The organism is Coleofasciculus sp. G3-WIS-01 (assembly GCF_040223135.1).
GTDB lineage: Bacteria > Cyanobacteriota > Cyanobacteriia > Cyanobacteriales > Coleofasciculaceae > Coleofasciculus.
Window position 1 is genome coordinate 1 of sequence record NZ_JAVJZI010000036.1, and the last position, 17,132, is coordinate 17,132.

15 protein-coding genes are annotated in these 17,132 nt (G+C 46.3%); 7 read left to right on the forward strand and 8 right to left on the reverse strand.

All coding sequences use genetic code 11. The features are described from left to right. The gene (locus RIM23_RS03895) at window positions 1–1,227 is read right to left on the reverse strand and encodes an RRXRR domain-containing protein (protein WP_446364624.1); all 1,227 of its coding nucleotides are present in this window, start codon (window positions 1,225–1,227) and stop codon (window positions 1–3) included. Between the two features lie 248 nt (window positions 1,228–1,475). Here RIM23_RS03895 and RIM23_RS03900 point away from each other — a divergent pair, with 248 nt between their 5' ends. Continuing rightward, complete coding sequence (locus tag RIM23_RS03900; protein WP_446364626.1) at window positions 1,476–2,411, forward strand: DMT family transporter; 936 nt, start codon at window positions 1,476–1,478, stop codon at window positions 2,409–2,411. Window positions 2,412–2,450: 39 nt separating this feature from the next. Here RIM23_RS03900 and RIM23_RS03905 read toward each other — a convergent pair whose 3' ends face one another. Both RIM23_RS03905 and RIM23_RS03910 read right to left on the reverse strand, forming a co-directional pair. After that, window positions 2,451–3,176, reverse strand: coding sequence for a PEP-CTERM sorting domain-containing protein (locus RIM23_RS03905; RefSeq protein WP_446364628.1), 726 nt, complete (start codon window positions 3,174–3,176; stop codon window positions 2,451–2,453). A gap of 648 nt (window positions 3,177–3,824) precedes the next feature. Further along, on the reverse strand, window positions 3,825–4,289 hold the full coding sequence (locus RIM23_RS03910; RefSeq protein WP_446364630.1) for an ABA4-like family protein: 465 nt from the start codon (window positions 4,287–4,289) through the stop codon (window positions 3,825–3,827). A gap of 228 nt (window positions 4,290–4,517) precedes the next feature. Between RIM23_RS03910 and RIM23_RS03915 the strand changes: the two genes are divergently transcribed. Beyond that, entirely contained in the window at window positions 4,518–4,691 is a 174-nt protein-coding gene (locus RIM23_RS03915; protein ID WP_446364632.1) for a ribbon-helix-helix protein, CopG family, read from the forward strand. 221 nt (window positions 4,692–4,912) lie between these two features. On the opposite strand, the gene RIM23_RS03920 is transcribed toward RIM23_RS03915, so the two are convergent. Both RIM23_RS03920 and RIM23_RS03925 read right to left on the reverse strand, forming a co-directional pair. Next, window positions 4,913–6,697: a tetratricopeptide repeat protein gene (locus tag RIM23_RS03920; RefSeq protein ID WP_446364634.1), complete on the reverse strand. Its 1,785-nt coding sequence runs from the start codon at window positions 6,695–6,697 to the stop codon at window positions 4,913–4,915. Window positions 6,698–6,794: 97 nt separating this feature from the next. After that, the gene (locus RIM23_RS03925) at window positions 6,795–7,535 is read right to left on the reverse strand and encodes a sirohydrochlorin chelatase (RefSeq protein ID WP_446364636.1); all 741 of its coding nucleotides are present in this window, start codon (window positions 7,533–7,535) and stop codon (window positions 6,795–6,797) included. A gap of 16 nt (window positions 7,536–7,551) precedes the next feature. Here RIM23_RS03925 and RIM23_RS03930 point away from each other — a divergent pair, with 16 nt between their 5' ends. Beyond that, entirely contained in the window at window positions 7,552–7,827 is a 276-nt protein-coding gene (locus RIM23_RS03930) for a hypothetical protein (RefSeq protein WP_446364638.1), read from the forward strand. 119 nt (window positions 7,828–7,946) lie between these two features. On the opposite strand, the gene RIM23_RS03935 is transcribed toward RIM23_RS03930, so the two are convergent. The 3 genes from RIM23_RS03935 to RIM23_RS03945 all read right to left on the reverse strand — a co-directional run bounded on the left by RIM23_RS03935 (window position 7,947) and on the right by RIM23_RS03945 (window position 10,202). Continuing rightward, window positions 7,947–8,891 (reverse strand): DUF4388 domain-containing protein, encoded by a 945-nt coding sequence (locus RIM23_RS03935; RefSeq protein WP_446364640.1) that lies wholly within the window; start codon window positions 8,889–8,891, stop codon window positions 7,947–7,949. Window positions 8,892–9,474: 583 nt separating this feature from the next. After that, window positions 9,475–9,933, reverse strand: a complete 459-nt coding sequence (locus RIM23_RS03940; protein WP_446364650.1) for an RNA-guided endonuclease InsQ/TnpB family protein — start codon at window positions 9,931–9,933, stop codon at window positions 9,475–9,477. Continuing rightward, window positions 9,876–10,202, reverse strand: coding sequence for a hypothetical protein (locus tag RIM23_RS03945; RefSeq protein ID WP_446364642.1), 327 nt, complete (start codon window positions 10,200–10,202; stop codon window positions 9,876–9,878). Before RIM23_RS03945 ends, RIM23_RS03940 begins: the two co-directional genes overlap by 58 nt. A gap of 205 nt (window positions 10,203–10,407) precedes the next feature. Between RIM23_RS03945 and pilM the strand changes: the two genes are divergently transcribed. The 4 genes from pilM (at window position 10,408) to RIM23_RS03965 (ending at window position 16,661) form a co-directional block, all read left to right on the forward strand. Beyond that, entirely contained in the window at window positions 10,408–11,511 is a 1,104-nt protein-coding gene (gene pilM / locus RIM23_RS03950) for a type IV pilus assembly protein PilM (RefSeq protein WP_446360103.1), read from the forward strand. Between the two features lie 5 nt (window positions 11,512–11,516). Next, a complete protein-coding gene (locus RIM23_RS03955) occupies window positions 11,517–12,392 on the forward strand; it encodes a PilN domain-containing protein (protein ID WP_446364644.1) in 876 nt (291 codons plus the stop codon). A 7-nt stretch (window positions 12,393–12,399) separates the two neighbouring features. Next, window positions 12,400–13,173: a hypothetical protein gene (locus RIM23_RS03960; protein ID WP_446364646.1), complete on the forward strand. Its 774-nt coding sequence runs from the start codon at window positions 12,400–12,402 to the stop codon at window positions 13,171–13,173. A 521-nt stretch (window positions 13,174–13,694) separates the two neighbouring features. Beyond that, a complete protein-coding gene (locus RIM23_RS03965) occupies window positions 13,695–16,661 on the forward strand; it encodes an AMIN domain-containing protein (protein WP_446364648.1) in 2,967 nt (988 codons plus the stop codon). The last annotated feature ends 471 nt before the right edge of the window (window positions 16,662–17,132 follow it).

The following is a 17,132-nucleotide window of genomic DNA, read 5'->3' on the forward strand; positions in this document are numbered from 1 at the left end:
TCATCGCTTTACCTCGTGAGACCCCAACCTCAGCGAAGCAGGTTGGGGAGGGATAGAGGTCAAACCGAACCACTCAATGTGGTGAGGTTTGAAGGGTCCAGGTGAAGGCACGACGATTAACCCCGTGCTTCGCTGCAACAACTGGACTTTTTTGGCGCTAAATTGCCCTAGTCGTTTCCAGTTAATATCGCTAACTGAAACTTGTTTCTCGGTGTCTCCAGAACACCAACCGATGTAAGTTTTTCCGGCTTTTTCGGCTATAACTTTGTCACCCTTTCTGAAGCCATGACGGGTAACTGTGCCGCCATACTTGCGCCGTTTACCCCCTTTAGAAGGAACACACAGGTGTAATTGTCTACGGCTAATTGGTGGTCTACGAATTATTGCAAACGGTGCAGGTGTGATTTGAACATCGCCACACCAGCTTCCGTGTTTGGCATTATTCGAGTACCACTCTCGCCATTGGGTAAACTCAAACGCGGCTAAAGTTACGCCGTCAACAGCATGAGTTGCAGGTGTCTGGTTAGCTTTGTTTTTCTTGTCTTTTTCTAGTCCTAACCACTGCCTAAGTTGACTGGTTCCGTTACCGTCTCGTTGCCATCCCCGATGGGTTAAAACGGGGGCTAATTCGGATAGCCAGTTAAGCATTTGCTTTTGCCCCACCATGACTGGAGAGAACCCAACACCAGACCGCGCTGATTTTCGCCCACTGGTTCTATCCACATCAGCCATGACTAATTCATAGTGAATGGCACTAATGGGGAACAGTTTAAACAACTCTTTGACTACCCGTAACTCTAGCTGTTTGTTAGCTCGGATTGAGGGTGGTAGTTTACCCTGTTTTCGGTTATCAAAGCGCTTCTGACGATGGCATCGTTCAGAATAGGGTAGTTTCCGGTTAATTCGTCTACCGCGTCTAGCTCGACGCATTACCCGTCGTAATTCCATCCGTTCCTTAACTGTTTTGAACGGTAAGGCTAGATGTCCCATCCAAAGGGTGAATAAACCCGACTGAACCCCGATCCCGGAATAAAGTTTCCCAGGATCTATGCCTACGGCTATAGGTTGAGTGTTTTCTTGAGTGTCAAAGGTTAACTGAATGCCAAAGCAATCTAAGTCGTTGTGTACCACTTTGGCTTTACCCTCCTTTAGCCAACGTCTAGCACGGCTAGGTTTGGTGGGCATTAGTGGTTTGCCTGATTTTGATAGAACTGGTACTCGTAACATAGGTGATAAACCTCACGAGTGAGTGTGTAGTCCCTTCCCGCATCTAAACTAAGATGTCCTAACTTGCAGGGCGACTTGACAAAAAGTCTTAGAGATAATCCGAACTAGGGAAGTATTCGGAAGTCTGTACCAAGTTTAGACTCAGTGCGGATATTCAACTCTTGCGTTGCTAGATTTGTCTCTAGCAATCCCTAACAGAGCAGCGATAGCTAGGTTAGGGTTGTTGAATGAATAGGGAGAGTGAAATTGTGAAAACGCCCAAGCAACCGTTATCGTGGCAGGTAGGACTGGTTTTAGTCGCTGGCGTCTTGGCGGTTTCGAGTGCCGCTATTTTTATTCGCTTAGCCAATACGGCGGCTGGGTTGAGTGGTGTTGGATTTAGTCTTTTTCTATCTGCTTCTCGCCTGAGTTTGGCATCTTTATTAATATTACCCGCTTGGGGAAACCTACGATCCAATCAACTGAGTCCTGGTGCATTCCCTCACGCTGTGGGGGCTGGGATTTGTCTTGCCCTACATTTTGCCACCTGGACTACTTCCCTATCCTTCACGTCAATTGCCGCTTCTACGACTTTAGTCACCACCAACCCAATCTGGGTGGCTTTGCTATCTTGGCTGTGGTTTAAGGAAAAACCCTCTCGGCTAACCCTACTGGGAATTGGTATTGCTTTTATGGGAGGTGTGCTGATTGCATTAGGGGATCAAGAAACTGTGGGCGTTAGTCATAATCCCGCTTTGGGGAATAGTCTGGCTTTGGTTGGCGCGTTGATGGCAAGTTTGTATTTATTGTTAGGTCGAGAAGCACAGCAGCGTGGTTTGGGAATTGGCAGCTATATTACCATTGCCTACAGCACTGGTGCACTGGTTTTGTTGCCCTTGCCGTTAGTCTTTGGTGTTGGCTACCTGGGTTATCCCAGTGCAGTTTACTTTTATAGTTTGCTCATGGCGGTTTTGCCTCAATTAATTGGGCATACTAGCTTTAACTGGGCAGTGCGCTGGATTTCTCCAATCCTGGTTACCCTAGCGATTTTATGGGAACCTGTTGTCTCTAGTTTTTTGGGGTATCTCGTTTTTCAGGAACTCCCAGGACGCTTTGTGCTAATAGGTGCAGCCGTTCTATTGGCAGGAGTTGCGATCGCGGTTTTTGGCGCTAGGGAAACCTCTGTTGAAGATGTGGGAACTTGAGGACAACAAAAACAGTATGTTACTTAAATGATTTGTGCCTTAATTCTTGTGCTGGGCTTTTTGGTGCTTTCTTGAATACTTTGTTTTAAACAAGGCACTAAATCCTAAAGCTAAACCTGAACCCAGAATAGTCAGCGGTTCGGGGACGGGAGCGACAGTAGTGACAAGAGAATCTGCTGCAAAATCAACCTCTTGTGGTCCTCCAACCGTCAAGGATATTGATTCTACATCACTGAAATCTGTATCCATCGCATTGTTAAATGTATTGAAATTGAACACAGTACTTCCTTCACTTAGTGCCGCCTTACTCAGGCTTGCTGTATCACCACCACTGTCTGTCACGGCTAGTGTTACCAGTGCCTGCAAATCGACACTGACAATATCCAAACTGAAGACCCCATTCATACCTCCCCCAGTCAGATCAGCATTCAGACCACTTTTGCCCGGTCCATCCCAGGTAATAACTGTCTCACTTTCGATTCCAGCATCGTTGCTCACAGTTAGCAGACTATTTTGGACATCGACACTCGCACCCCGATTAGTGCCAAATTCACTCTCCTCTACGGTCAATTTTATTTCGCGCTCTCCACCAATTATTTGGTTAAGCCCATTCATCGTTGAGCTAGAGGTCATACCTTTACCCCCAAGTTGGACTGTTTGAAAACCCGTTTCAAAATCGTCAATCGTCACTTGGGCAGCTTGAGCTTGACCCGCACTAAACACTAATGTCCCAATTGCCAGACTCGGAATAAGATATCTGTTCATTTTTTTCTCCTTCATCAGATTTATAAAAAATTATCAACTTGTACCGCTGCGCGGAATTTAAAACTCAAAATGCTTACATTGCCGCCAGCGTTTCAGGAAGTTTGAGTAGTTCCTTTGCGGTGTACTATTTTTATTTAATCTTAATCTTTGGCAGAAATAATCTAACTTGAGTTGTGTATAAAAAGGGAATATGCAATAATTTACAAACTTATTAGCTTAATAATAAATATTTTTTACCCCTTTAGGAGGATAGAAGACTTTATGTCCAGGTACTTATTTTTCTCTTCATTGCCCCATTTCCCGCATCTGTTCATCACCTCATTTGTGGCACGATTAAATAAAAATGGGACTATCTCTCTCTTGAGTTGGACAAAAGTAAACGGCAGGCTTATTAAGTTTTGTAAAAGTCTGCGATCGCACTCCAGCGCACGGGAGCATGTCAGGGACAGCACAAAACATTCTTGTAGGTTGGGTAGAGTGTCAGCGTTACCCAACCGGCTAACCCGCTGGCGTTGGGTTACTCAAAAAGAAGGTGGGAGCATACGCTGCAAAGGTTCAACCGACAAAAGTGACATGCTCCCAAGCGCACCGATGGGAGATTTCCCGGAAACCTAACACAGTTAAGGTTATTTATGTCCGACTACTTATCTATGAAGTCGGCGTCGATGCAGTAGTCGATTCCGTTTTAGAACCCGCAGAGAATTTCTGGGTAATCTCAGCCGTCAAAATGTGAGACAGCAATCCAATTGGTCCGGCAAATAAACAAAGAACCAGGGAATGAATTGTCCACACCCCAGTCTGCTGCCCTTGCCAATAAATCCACCGCCCCACAAACAAATCCAATACCAAAAAGTGAGTCCATCCCGCTGCGGCGATGATTTCGTCCCCAAAGAAGCGGGCAATATCAGCAAGTTGGGGATTGGATAAGGCTTGGGCAGATTCGGCTGTAATACTGTTGGCGAAGAAGTAGATGTACAACCCCGCTAATGCGACAAACGGGAGATAGGATTCCATCACTTTCCGGGTAATCCCCCAGTTGGGAAGCAGAATCATCAGTAGCCAGAAAGGTAAAACAAATAGATTGGCGATGGTAAAGAGTAGACTCGGTGTCATAGTATTCAAGAGAGAAAAATAGTGGTCAAGTTAAAAGCCAGCCATTGTCGCATTTAGCTAGGCGGCACAATATCAACCCGATACCATTATCTTCCCATGCCCCTGTGCACCCCTGCACCCCGTCCCCTCGTACTCCCCATAAAATGGCACAAATTTTGCTCGATTATGTGCGGTTTATTTTTTTGTCTAGACTTGTGCTATCCACACAAAAGTGCTTATAATGAAACTATGGCAAAAGTTACAGTCACTCTCTACATAGAAGAAGAAGATAAGGCAGCGCTACAAAAACTGGCTAACGCCGAAGAGCGCTCCCTATCTCAGATGGCAGTGTTAATCCTCAAGCGAGCCATTAAAGCTGCTCAAGAGCAAGGCAAGTTATCTGGAAATCCCAGAGCCAAATAGGGGGTAGGAGCAATTTTTATCAATGGATAATTAATAATTGATAATTGACAATTGATTAATTGGGTCTAAGACCTCTTCGTTTACGAATAAATTTAAAAAGATTTTCCTTGATTTCAATCCTCTTCTTTTAAGGAGAGGTCATTATCCATTGTTCATTATCCATTGTCAATTTGTGAATTGTCCCAAACTTATTTATCGATTATTCACCTTCATTCATGGGATTAGCGCAATTTCTTAAGTTGAAGCTGCGCTTCATTATATTGATCAATTCTGCCGTTGTCGAGATGCAGCTTGGAGGCTTGTTCTAAGTCGTTAATCGCTTCCATGGTATTCCCTAGTGCAGCATGGGTTAATCCTCGACCGGAATAAGCAAAGGCATTATTAGGATTAAGTCGAATGGCTTCGGTATAATCGTCTAGAGCGCCGGGGTTATCGTCAAACTCTCGGCGGACAAGGGCGCGATTGGTATAGGCGACGCTGTTGTTGGGATTGAGTCGAATGGCTTGGATGTAATCTTCGAGCGCTCCTTGGTTATCTCCTAACTTGCGGCGAATTTCCCCACGATTAATGTAGGCATTTTCATAACTGGGTTCAATGCGAATCGATTGGCTGCAATCTTTGAGCGCTTTTTGATAGTCTTTAAGATTTAAGTGAGCAATACAGCGATTGTTGTAAGCGATGTGATTGTTCGGATTCAGATTAATCGCCTCCGTACAATCCGCGATCGCGTCTCGATAGTTTCCTAGGTTAAACTGTGCTGGACAGCGATTTGTGTAAGCCATACTATGTGTGGGGTCAATCGCGATCGCTTGGGTATAATCGTCTACAGCCCCGGTATAATCTGCCAAATGAAATCGAGTTCTGCCTCGATTGTAATACGCTTTGGCGTTATTGGGATTTAACTCAATAGCTTGAGTATAGTCTGCCATGGCTTCTTGCTTATTTCCCATCCCATCCCGCACTAATCCTCGCGCCGCATAAGCTTGGGCATTTTTGGGATTGAGCTGAATTGCCTGATCAAGATCTTCAATCGCCGCTTTATACTGGTTCAGTTGGTAGTTGGTAATTCCTCGATGGTAGTACACTTGAGCCTCATTGGACTTTCGCTGAATTAATTCGGTAAAATCTGCTAAAGCTCCTTGCCAATCTTCTAAATCGTAACGGGCTAGCCCTCGCTGATAGTAAGCGTCTACATTACTCGGATCAAGCTCAATCAATTTACTGTAATCTTGAATAGCAGCTTGATGTACTCCCAACTCATCGTAAGCCATTCCCCGATTCCCGTAAGCTAATGGGTTGTTAGGATTGAGCCGAATCGACTCATCAAACGCCTCAATCGCGCCCTGCACATTACCACTTTTTAGTTGGTCAACCCCTTGATTCAAAAAATCTTGCGCTTTTGTCCCGTTAGGATCTTCTCTTAGCAGCAAAATTAATCCAACCCCAATTATCAAACTTATTCCTCCCACCCAAATGAGCCAACGCCATTGCTTAAATCTGGATTTATTAAGAGATTTTGGTAATTGCCTTCCAGTAAATATTTCCAAATCCTCAGAATCAGCAATGGACGTTTGGGCAGAGGTAGAAACTAGAGAGGGTTCTACCTCTGGTTCAGGTGGCTTAACCGCCAAGGTTAGCATTTCTTGAAACCGGATTAATCCCTGATCTTCTTTGGGCTGTTGACCGGATTTTTTAAAGGTACTTAAGGGATGATCAGGAATAAATTCTTCGACCAGATAAAATTTTCGGTTTTCGACAAAATAGTTTAATATTTCTGGATTTTGGTTGGTTTGTGCCAGCCGTTCCAGGGTTTCTGATTTATGAGTTAAGAGAAATTGCAGGCGTTCAAGTGCCTGAGGATTTTTCGTGGGTAACTTGAGTTGTCGAATTACGCAAACCGGGCAATCGGAATGGCGAGTATCGGCGGCTAGGTAAATTAATCCTGAGACACCTGAGCCTAAAATCTTGACAACGCGATAACGATTATTGAAAACCTGATCGATCATGGTAGCCTAGCACCTGGTTTATCGCCCTAAAGCATCCGTCCGGGGTCATTTTCAGTGTAATCTGCTGGTTAGGGGTAAATACCGCAGATTTGATTGTTCAGGATTCGATTAAATCTAGGATTAATTCAGCTAACTCAGGAGTGGCGCACAGAGGTTCACCGAACTCGAGTTGGAGTTGAGGGTATTGCTGTTGTAACTCAACGACGGATTGCGCGATCGCGTCGGTAATTGAGCCAGTAAACAGAAAATAAGGCACGATGGCGATATGCTGATACCCAGCCGACCCTAAGGTAGCAACTCGTTGACTGAGGGTTGGTTCGATTGACCAATAAGCGTCGATCGCGCCTAATTGCTCGGCTAAGGCGGCGACTGGCTGGTTACCACCCGGACGGCGTGTGCCATGAGAGACTAGAATTTTAATCGGGGCATTTAGGGCTGGCTGTTGATTCACCAGTAGCTGTCCTAAACGGGGATGCACACCGATATGAGGTTGCTGGTTGATGATGATTTTTTCCCCTAACCGTTGTTGTGCGATCGCGACTTCTTGGGGGATATCCTCCATCACATGTACCCCCGGTAGGAGAAACAAGGGTAAAGCTTGGATTTGCTGGCAGTCAGTTCCTATAACTTGGGTGGCAAATTGAAAAATTTGTTCATGTAAGGGTAGAGGTGCTAGTTCTAACGTGGCAGTTCCGACGCGAATCATTAAGGCTCCCCTTCCCTTACCTTGACTCACTAACTGTTTGTGTAATAACTGTGCCAATTCCTCTAATCCTCGCTGAGGACGTGGATCTCGACTTCCATGAGCAATGAGTAGATAAGCAGAGGGACGTAGCAAGGGTATCAATCTTTGAATGGTGATTATTTATGTAAATAATTGTATCCTAAATCAAGAAAAGGAGAATAATCCCCAGATGGGATTCTATCGACAGGAAGGAATTGTTCTGAAGGTGGAAACACAGTATAAAGGATTCCAATGGAAATTTAAACCCCCATCCATGGAAGAATATCATCGGTTATCGAGAGTTAATATTTGTCCAATCACTTTATTTCATTCTATTTGGAAAATGGTCGATCATGGAGAGGACATATCACTGACCGCTCGGCAAGAAAATATGGCAAAAGAATAGGGAAAAGACACTGTAAAGCGAGCAAGTAACCCTGATTGAGCATCACTACTGGTTGTAGTTTTCTAAATATTTCGATCAAATCGTTACCAACCTTGATGTTCAATCTTAAAATTAAGCGGTTAGCATTTAATCGTTTCTTTTTCTTTTTTGAGGAAGGGTAATGAAGTGGGAGATGAATGAGTGGAAACATAATTCCAATGTCGCTCTTGACGATTACCTGCTTTACTCCGCAAGAAACCGACTAAGTTGTGCAGGAGTGAAGGCGTAATCCCGTGTTTCTCTGAGGCTTCAGGTAACTGAGTGGGTAAAGGCTCAATTTCTTGAGTTGGCAAAATACCCGCTAACAGAGGAACTTCCTCAACTAAACCCACCGTCATCAGGGTAAATGCTACATGCTGCACTTGTTCAACGGGGACATTCAGTTCTTTGGCTATCGCAGACAACGAAACTGTTCCTTGCGCCCGTTCCCATACTTGCTCCTCTAAAGGATATAGGCGATAAGGAGGGCTACCCGCCAGGATACTGGCTAACCCTGAATTTGGATCGGGTAGTCTATCGCTGAGATTATCCCAATTTTTTAGCAATCGCAACCCTCTTAAGGTTGCTTCCGTCGCTGATATGCTCAATCCCGTCATTTCTTTGGTGGGTATGGGGGCGTTTGGGATGAATTTAAACTGACCTTCTTTGAGTTCAAATAAAGCACACACTCGCTGCAATACCTGACTCTGGAAGAGTTGCTTTAAATGTTCGATGGACAAGATTCCATGATGTTTGAGGCTCAACCCCAAGGGTTTATCAGTCGGACATAGCTGTACAAGTTTAGTCACCACACGCTGGCTCACTCCCATCTGTTCAGCAATCAGTTTCACTAAACCTTGATGATCTAATTGGTGTGCCGCCGCCACAATACGCCCTTTGTAAACCCAAATGTAATGAATTTCATTGAGTGGTGTTGGAGCTTCTGGCAATGCTCCTAGCGTCAACACTCCAGTTTTCTGTCCTTTCTCTAGAAACTGGAAAATTTCTGGTATCGAAAAGTCTGATAAGGAACTGGTAATCGACATAGTTATTGAATTGAACGCTACGCAGGATAATTCGCTCTATTACTAAGGCATACTACGCTTTATTTGCTTACTTCGTAAGTCTTCAGCCGCCTTAGTTTTCAATTCTTTACTAGCCGTGAGTAAATTGTCGGATTTTTGTTATCTGCTATACTAAAATCCAGTGATTTACCGCCAGCAACCTGGTATTTAGGGCTAAAGGTTTGAAGGAAAATATTAAACTTTGTTAAGCCATCGGTTCTGTCTTTTTGCCTAAGTATCTATACCTGCTTCCTGAACGATAAAGAGGAGCAATGGCGCTATTCGTCTATCTCAGTCTCAATTGGCGATGTTATCCTTTACCTGGATTGGCTTAGTTAAATAGCTGGGAAATCATTATGAATTAGTCTGCGAAAATGTCATCCAGCACTTCATACAGAAAATATTGACTTTTTTCATGAATATCCAGAGGCAAAAATCCTCGCTCCCTTTATACTCCCCTTTCAAAGGGGGGCAAGGGGGGATGGGGCTTGTAACTAGGCGAGATTGCTCTCGCCCGAAACATACGGTGCATTGACTGACACCTGCTCTTGAGTCCCCTGAAGGGTTAACCAACGGTAAAAGAGAGAATATAGTCATCGCGAACATTCTTAGCAGCATTAAGGTCAGCGTGATTTCGATGACCGCAGTTCTTGCAGCAGAAGCGTGATTTATTGCGATTTGTCCCCTTGATATGCTTGCAGGCATTGCACTTTTGCGAGGTGTAGCGAGGGTCTTGATGAACTACTCGCTTACCCAATGCTTCTGCCTTATAAGTCAAAAACTGCTCTTGCTGATAGAATGCCCAGCTTCCCAGCCATTTATTCATCTTCTTGCCCCGTCGTTGAGTACGAATACTGGACAAGTCTTCAACTACAAAGACTGCTACACCTGGCTGGTTGGCTAGCTTCTTGCTTACACAATGATTCGTGTCCTTCATGAACCGCTTCTCGCGTCCTGACATCGCTTTTAAACGACCCTTGGCGCTACGAGTGCCTTTTTGTTGGAGCTGGCGACGAGCCCTGATGTCGGTTTTTTCTGGGGATGCCGCTTAAATTTGGTTGCTTTAACTGCCTCCATTGCATTATCCCGAATAGTTTGCAGCAACGCTGATGGCACATCGGGATATTGCAATCTTAAGTCGGCATACAGAGCTTTGTGAGCTTTGTTTTTGTTGTAGGTCTGTTCCTTCAATGCCCAATCAATGTGCTGATTAAAAATGTCAGCACAAAACCCCATGAGGGGTAGAAATCTTTTATGGGGTAAATTGACGGGTATGGAAACGGTACGCTTCATCTAAATAGATCCCACCCATCCATTAAGAAAACCTCAAACTGTTGATATACTTAGATAAAGGAACGCCTGCTAACCATAACGGCAGAACTATTCCCGCCAGTTAGCCGCCAACGATGTAGCTGGCTTGGCGTCTCGCCAGAACATGAACAATCAACGCTTAAGCCAGTTTAGCCTTATAATTTTGACACCAGTCCCCACCTGAGCTATGTTTAACCGTTTCCAAGATCTATTTTCTAAGGGCAAGAAAGGTATCGGGATAGAATTAGCACCAGAACGTATTAGTATCGCCCAACTGCGTAAGCAAGGGCAGGGCTACAAGCTGGTAAGCCTTCACACCCACGAAGTCCCCGAAGGATTGTTTGACGGGGGGAAAATTATCGATGCCGCCAGTTTAGCTGAACTGGTGACTGAAATTCTCGCCGAGCATAAACTCAAAGTTGAGCAAGTCGCCACGGCTGTCCCCATGCGGGAAGCGGTGATCCGGATTATTCCCATTCCCGCCGAACTTGATGATACTGAACTGCGAGATATGGTGCTTAACCATGAAGCGGGTCTATACTTACCCTATCCTCGCGAAGAAGTAGACCTAGATTACCAAAAACTGGGCTTCTTCATGGACGAAGATGGGATTGAAAAAGTACAAGTCTTGCTAGTGGCAACGCGCCGGGAGGTGACTGACACCTATCTGGATACCTTCCAACTGGTGGGGTTAAAAGTCGATGTGCTAGAAATCAATAGTTTTGCCCTGATTCGCACCATTCGCGAGCAACTACGACAATTTGCTCCCCAAGAAGCGGCAGTATTAGTGGATATAGAATTTGATAGTACTGAAATTGCCATTATTGTCGATGGCGTACCCCAGTTTTCCCGCACCGTTCCCATTGGCACGTTCCAACTCCAGAGTGCCTTGTCGCGAGCGATGAATTTACCGACATCTAGAAACACAGAACTCTTGCAAGGAATGACTATACCCAACACCCCCGTGGATGGCATTCGCACAGGCGCCACGGGAATTAATCCGGGAATGGCAGCCCTGCTGAGAGTTTTAGGCGAACTAGCCGATGAATTGCGTCGTTCCATCGACTTTTATTTAAATCAGAGTGAAAATCTAGAAGTGGCTCAACTCCTCTTAGCCGGACCCGGCGGCGGAATTGGGCAACTGGATGAATTTTTTACCCAACGATTAAGCTTGCCCACTACTCAGGTTGATCCGATTGCGGCACTATCCTTAGAGATGGAGCAAGATGTTCCCCCAGTACAACGACCCGGATTGGGAACGGTACTAGGATTAGGATTGCGGGAGGTTTAACCCTAATGTATAGTCTCGATATTAATTTTCTTAACGATAGACCCGATTATCGCCAAGCCGATAAAGGCTCAGAGTCCCCTAAAGCCAAAAAACAAATTCAAATGGGGGAAATGACGCCGCTGATTCTGGGTGTGATTGTTGGGTTACTTCTGCCTGGGTTAGTAGGTGCTGGTTGGTTTTGGCTGACTCAGGAAAATGCCAAGTTAACCGCTGAAATTGCTGAAATCGACGCCGAATTGGCAAGCTTGCAAGCGGAAAAAGATAAAATAGCTACGCTTAATACTCAAATCCAAGGGGCTAGAGAGGAAACTGAGGCGCTGGCAACGGTGTTTAATCAAATTAAGCCCTGGTCAGCTATTTTACAGGATGTTCGCGATCGCGTCCCCACCGATGTACAAATTCAAACGATTGAGCAAACGGAAACCGAATTGGCTGAGGGGGCTGCGGGGACTGAGGGTAACACGCCCCTACCCACGATGAACTTAGAGATTTCTGGCGTAGCCAAGACATTTGATGATGTGAACAACTTTCTGCTGACGCTAAAACAATCTCCCTTCTTTCAAGATGAAAAAACTCGTATCGTTAGCGCTCAACTGGAGGAGAACCCCGCTCAGTTAGAAGTACCAGAAAAGGAAGATAACCAAAATGCTGCTGAGATTACCTACGAGTTACCCAAAGTAGTCAGCTATACCGTTCAAACTAGCTTGACAAATGTCCCAGCCTCTGAACTATTGCGCGAAATTGACCGCAAAGGAGCGGTGGGATTAGTGGCTCGGCTCAAAGCCTTACAGCAGATTAAGCAGAATCAGGCAACGGAGACAGCCACCCCAGCCCCAAGCCCAAGCCCAAGCCCAAGCCCAACTGAGACAACTACGGAGTGATGTAACTATGACTTATGCTGATCCAGATTTTATCCCCGTTGAAGAGCAGGAGGAATCGCCAAGTTATCCCACCGCATTTGGGATTACCTTCACGCCAAAAGTTTCGGGAATTATCTTCGCTGTCTTAGGAATTTTGGGAGCAGCTTACTTGGCGATGAATGTTGTGCAGCCCGTTTTTGAAGAATACAACACGTTAAAAACTCAGCGCCAAGAAAAGGAGAGTCAGCGCCAAGATCCTCAAGAGATCCAGCAGCAAATTCAACAGAAACAATTAGAATTGGCTCAGGCAAAGCAGCAAAACCAAAAGGTGTTAAGTTTATTTGCCAATGAACAATCGATAGATACCTTGCTGTTGGATGTGAATGGATTTTTTAAAACCATAGACGGAGAATTGACGAGTTATGAACCTGTCGAGATAAACGAAGAAGAAAGTGATATCGTTACCGATGGTTCCCTGGGAGCAGCTGTTAACGGTAAACTCAAACGCAAAAGCTTTAATTTAGAAATGGAGGGCAGCTTTAACGAAATTCAGTCAGTTTTACGCAGTATTGAGCGACTGCAAACCTTAGTCGTTGTGAAAGATTTGGCGACAGAGATCAGTACACCGCAAGGGCTGTTGGTCGATGACAAAGGTACAGTGATACCTATTGTAAAGAAAGACGAAGAAATCATCCCCGATGCTAAACCGACTCTGAAAACAAACTATAGACTGGATGTGTTGATGCCCTTGAGTGAGGAACAAAAGCAGGAAGCAGCAGCAGCCCCAGAACCTGCCCAGTAATGTAGAGACGTAAGGCGTGGAACGTCTGGGTGTAGGGGTGCAGGAGGTGTAGAGACGTGCCATGGCACGTCTGGGAAGAAATTCTGAACCCAGCTTAATTAATTTACCGAAAAATTGGATCTAAAGCCTCTTTCTTCTAGGACGACTTTGTGTTAAAATTAACGCCAGAGGAAAGGGTGTTTAACCTCTATAAAAACCTGGGTCCGAGAGGCATCGCACCTTGAAAACTAGCCTTAGAGGGTTCTGTACAGGAATGCTTGTACAGGTAAAAAGTCTAAGCACCAAGTACCAGAAAACACATTTTTCTTGTTTTCAATAGTACGGTAGGGCATATCGTAACTAGCTTCGGCAATGGAGCAAAACGCTTCTTCCAGAGATGCTCCTCTGGTATGAAATAGGACCCCTGTTTCATAGTAAGAGCGCTCGATGAAAGAAGAATCCTCATGCCTTTAGGCTGAGGAGTGTCAACCCTAGCATCTTAGGATTAAGGTGGTTTAGAGGTCATGAGTGAGGAGTGAATTGTGAGACAGGATCAACTGTTGAGTGGAATCGCGATCGCGACTGCCGTCTCCCTATCGATAACAGAACCCGTCTGGGCGGCGACGGCTCAAGTCACTGCAGTACGGCTCAATCCCAGAGGCAGTACCTTAGAAGTGATACTGGAAACCCAAGCCGGGGATCTGCGCCCCCAAGTTTTCCCGATAAACCGGGGTAAGGATTGGGTGGCTGATATCGTCAATGCTCGGTTGAATTTGAGCGAAGGCAATAGCTTTCGCCAAGACAACCCTATGCCCGGTATTACAGCCGTTACGGTGAGTCAAATCGATCCTAACAGCATTCGGGTAACCGTGAGTGGGACCCAAAGTTCACCGGAGGGTCAAATTCTCCAGCAAGAAACTCAGGCAATTACCCTAGGAATTAGCCCTGCTCCCAGCAATCAAGCCGCCTTGTCGATTCCGGTTTCCTCGCCCTCTGGGGAGTCAGTATCCATTAATTCACCAACGCTACCCTCCTCTACTCAAACAAATAGCGCCAGGATTCGAGACAATGTGAGTATTCCCCAGCCAGGAAGCGCAGGTGCACGAACCCAGGGGAGAGAGACGATTAATGTGGCAACGAGTCCTATTGGCACTCAACCTGAGATTACCGCTCCAGCGAATTTAAATTTTAATCCAGCACCAGAAAATCAACAGAGCATTTCTATTCCGGTTGCTCCGCCACCAAGAGAATCAGGAGCAACTGTTCCCACTCTACCCAATCCAGCGATAACTCGATCCAACTCAGACTTTTCATCTCCCGCCACTCGAGGTTCCCAATCCCCGCGTTTCAATTCACCCCCAGTTATTGCCCAAACCCCGACACCAGAATCTCCCCAACCCACCCAAGTCCAACCCACTCCCACTCCTCTGGTTCCAGCCCCTTCACCCGATGTTTTAGTTCCCAATCCGACAATTACCATTGATGGGGTTCCGGCTGCACCTGCGGGGACAGTTCAACCGGTTGCTCCAGCGCCCCCATTCTTACCTAGGGCTGTTGCGCCACCTGTGGGGGATATTGCGGTTTCTAATCTGAATGCCGCCGCCAGCGAGATTGACTTGGGAACAGCGGCTGTAGTACCTCGCCTGTCCTTGCGAGAAGCCCCTGTCCGAGAAGTATTGGCACTCTTGGCGCGATCGGCTGGGTTGAACCTTGCCTTTGCTGGAGGAGGCGGTGGTGAGGCAGAAGCGGCGGCTCAGGAGACAATTTCCCTGGATTTGGAGAATGAACCCGTTCAAGATGTGTTTAACTACGTTCTTCAGCTTTCTGGACTCCAGGCAAACCGTCGGGGACGTACTATATTTGTGGGGACTCGCCTGCCCCAAGCGGCACGTAATGTGATTAGTCGCACTTTACGGTTAAATCAAGTTAGCGTTTCCAGCGCCTCTGCCTTCCTAGCAACCCAAGGGGCAGAAGTGCAACAGGTGGTTATCCCGATTGAACGAGAATTCAATCAAGAAACAGGAGCCGTGATTCGGGAAACCGAACAACCCGCCGAGTTGAGACCCCTCACCGTCAATCAGCCAGGGGAAGCAACGGGTGCCTTGTTGCTGAGGGGATTAGCGGTTTCAACCGATGAGCGATTGAATTCAATTACCCTGGTGGGTGAACCCCGCCACATTGAACTGGCTTCGGCTTACCTGACGCAGTTAGATCTGCGGCGTCGTCAGGTGGCAATTAATGTCAAGATTATCGACGTTAACTTATTCGGAGAAGATGCCTTTAACGCCAGCTTTTCCTTCGGTGTCGGTGATGGCTTTTTTGTAGTCGATGATGGGGCTGCAGTCTTTAATTATGGTGAGTTTAGACCTCCAACTGATGTACAAGCTATAGCAAGTCCTACCGCTCAAACAGTTATTCCAAATCCCTTTGCTGGAGCCAATACGTTTTTGGTTCCAGGCGAGACTACACAAACCATTCCAGGAACTGGAATCGATACCATTAGGATTCTGAATGATGCTGTAACTCCTGAGTTTAGATTTGATGTAGAGCAAGGTGATGATGTAGGATTCTTTCGGGGTGTGGCTGGGATTTCAACAGATCCCTTCACTGGAGGCATTACAGAAATTACTCTCCCAGAACCGAATGTCGTCCAGACTACCATAACTCCAGGAACTCCTCCAACTCCAGGAACTCCAGCAGTTCCTGATAGGATTATTCAACTCCCAGATGGTACATTTCAATTTATTCAAGGAACTCCAGCAATTCCAGGAACTCCAGGAACTTCTCCAACTCAAACTACGACCTTCGAACGAGGGACTCGTGCAGAAATAACCTCGGCTTTACCCTCCTTGTTCCAGTTTCCCAAAAATTTCTTAGCCCAATTGCAAGCTCAAATTACGAGCAGAAATGCCAAGATTTTGACTGATCCTACCCTGTTAATTCAAGAAGGACAGACGGCAGGTGTTAACCTGACACAAGAAGTTGTGGGAAATATTGAGCAGACAAGAGAAACTAGTGATGGCTTGACAACGGTGACGACAACGGCGGAAATTCGGGAAGCCGGTTTACAACTGGGAATCACCGTTGAGCGCATTGACGATAATGGATTTATCACCCTAAACGTCAATCCTCGCGTCACGTCTATTGGTGGCACACAAGATCTCAGCGTCGGAGAAAATGTCAATCAAATTGCGCTTCTGAACGTGCGTGAGCTTAATTCGGGTCAGATTCGCCTCCGCGACGGGCAAACTCTAATCCTGACAGGCATTATTCAAGAGAGCGATCGCACAACAGTCAGTAAAGTGCCAATTCTAGGCGATTTGCCGATTCTGGGAGCGTTGTTCAGAAGTACAAATCGGGTAAATCAACGCCAAGAGGTGATTGTATTGCTCACGCCTCAGATTCTGGATGACTCAGAACGTGGTGCTTTTGGCTACAACTACACGCCAGGGCAAGAGGCGCAGGAAGTTCTACAGCGCCGAGGGTTTCCCACGACGGGGGGGTTCTAGACATCGGTTCAGCGGTAGAGGGCACGGCAGTGCCCATCCGTGTCAACTTAAGCTACAACCCTTGCCAATTATTGTTTCGAGCAGTTCGATACAAACTGGGGCGTGTTGCTTGCTCCCTCTGCTTCCCCTACTTCCCCTGCTCCCTCTGCTCCCCCTGCTCCCTCTGCTCCCTCTGCTCCCTCTGCTCCCTCTGCTTCCCCTACTTCCCCTGCTCCCTCTGCTCCCCCTGCTCCCCCTGCTTCCCCTGCTCCCTCTGCTCCCTCTGCTTCCCCTGCTCCCTCTGCTCCCTCTGCTCCCCCTGCTCCCCCTGCTTCCCCTGCTTTTAGCGCTTAAGTTGACACCAATGCACGTCGGTGCGCCCCTACCCGCAGGAATCTAATGGGCGTTTTTGGGCAAGTTTGGCGGAATATTAAAAAATATAGTCAGTATTTATACTCAAAAATGCCGAAATCTACATAATTTAAAGCTTTC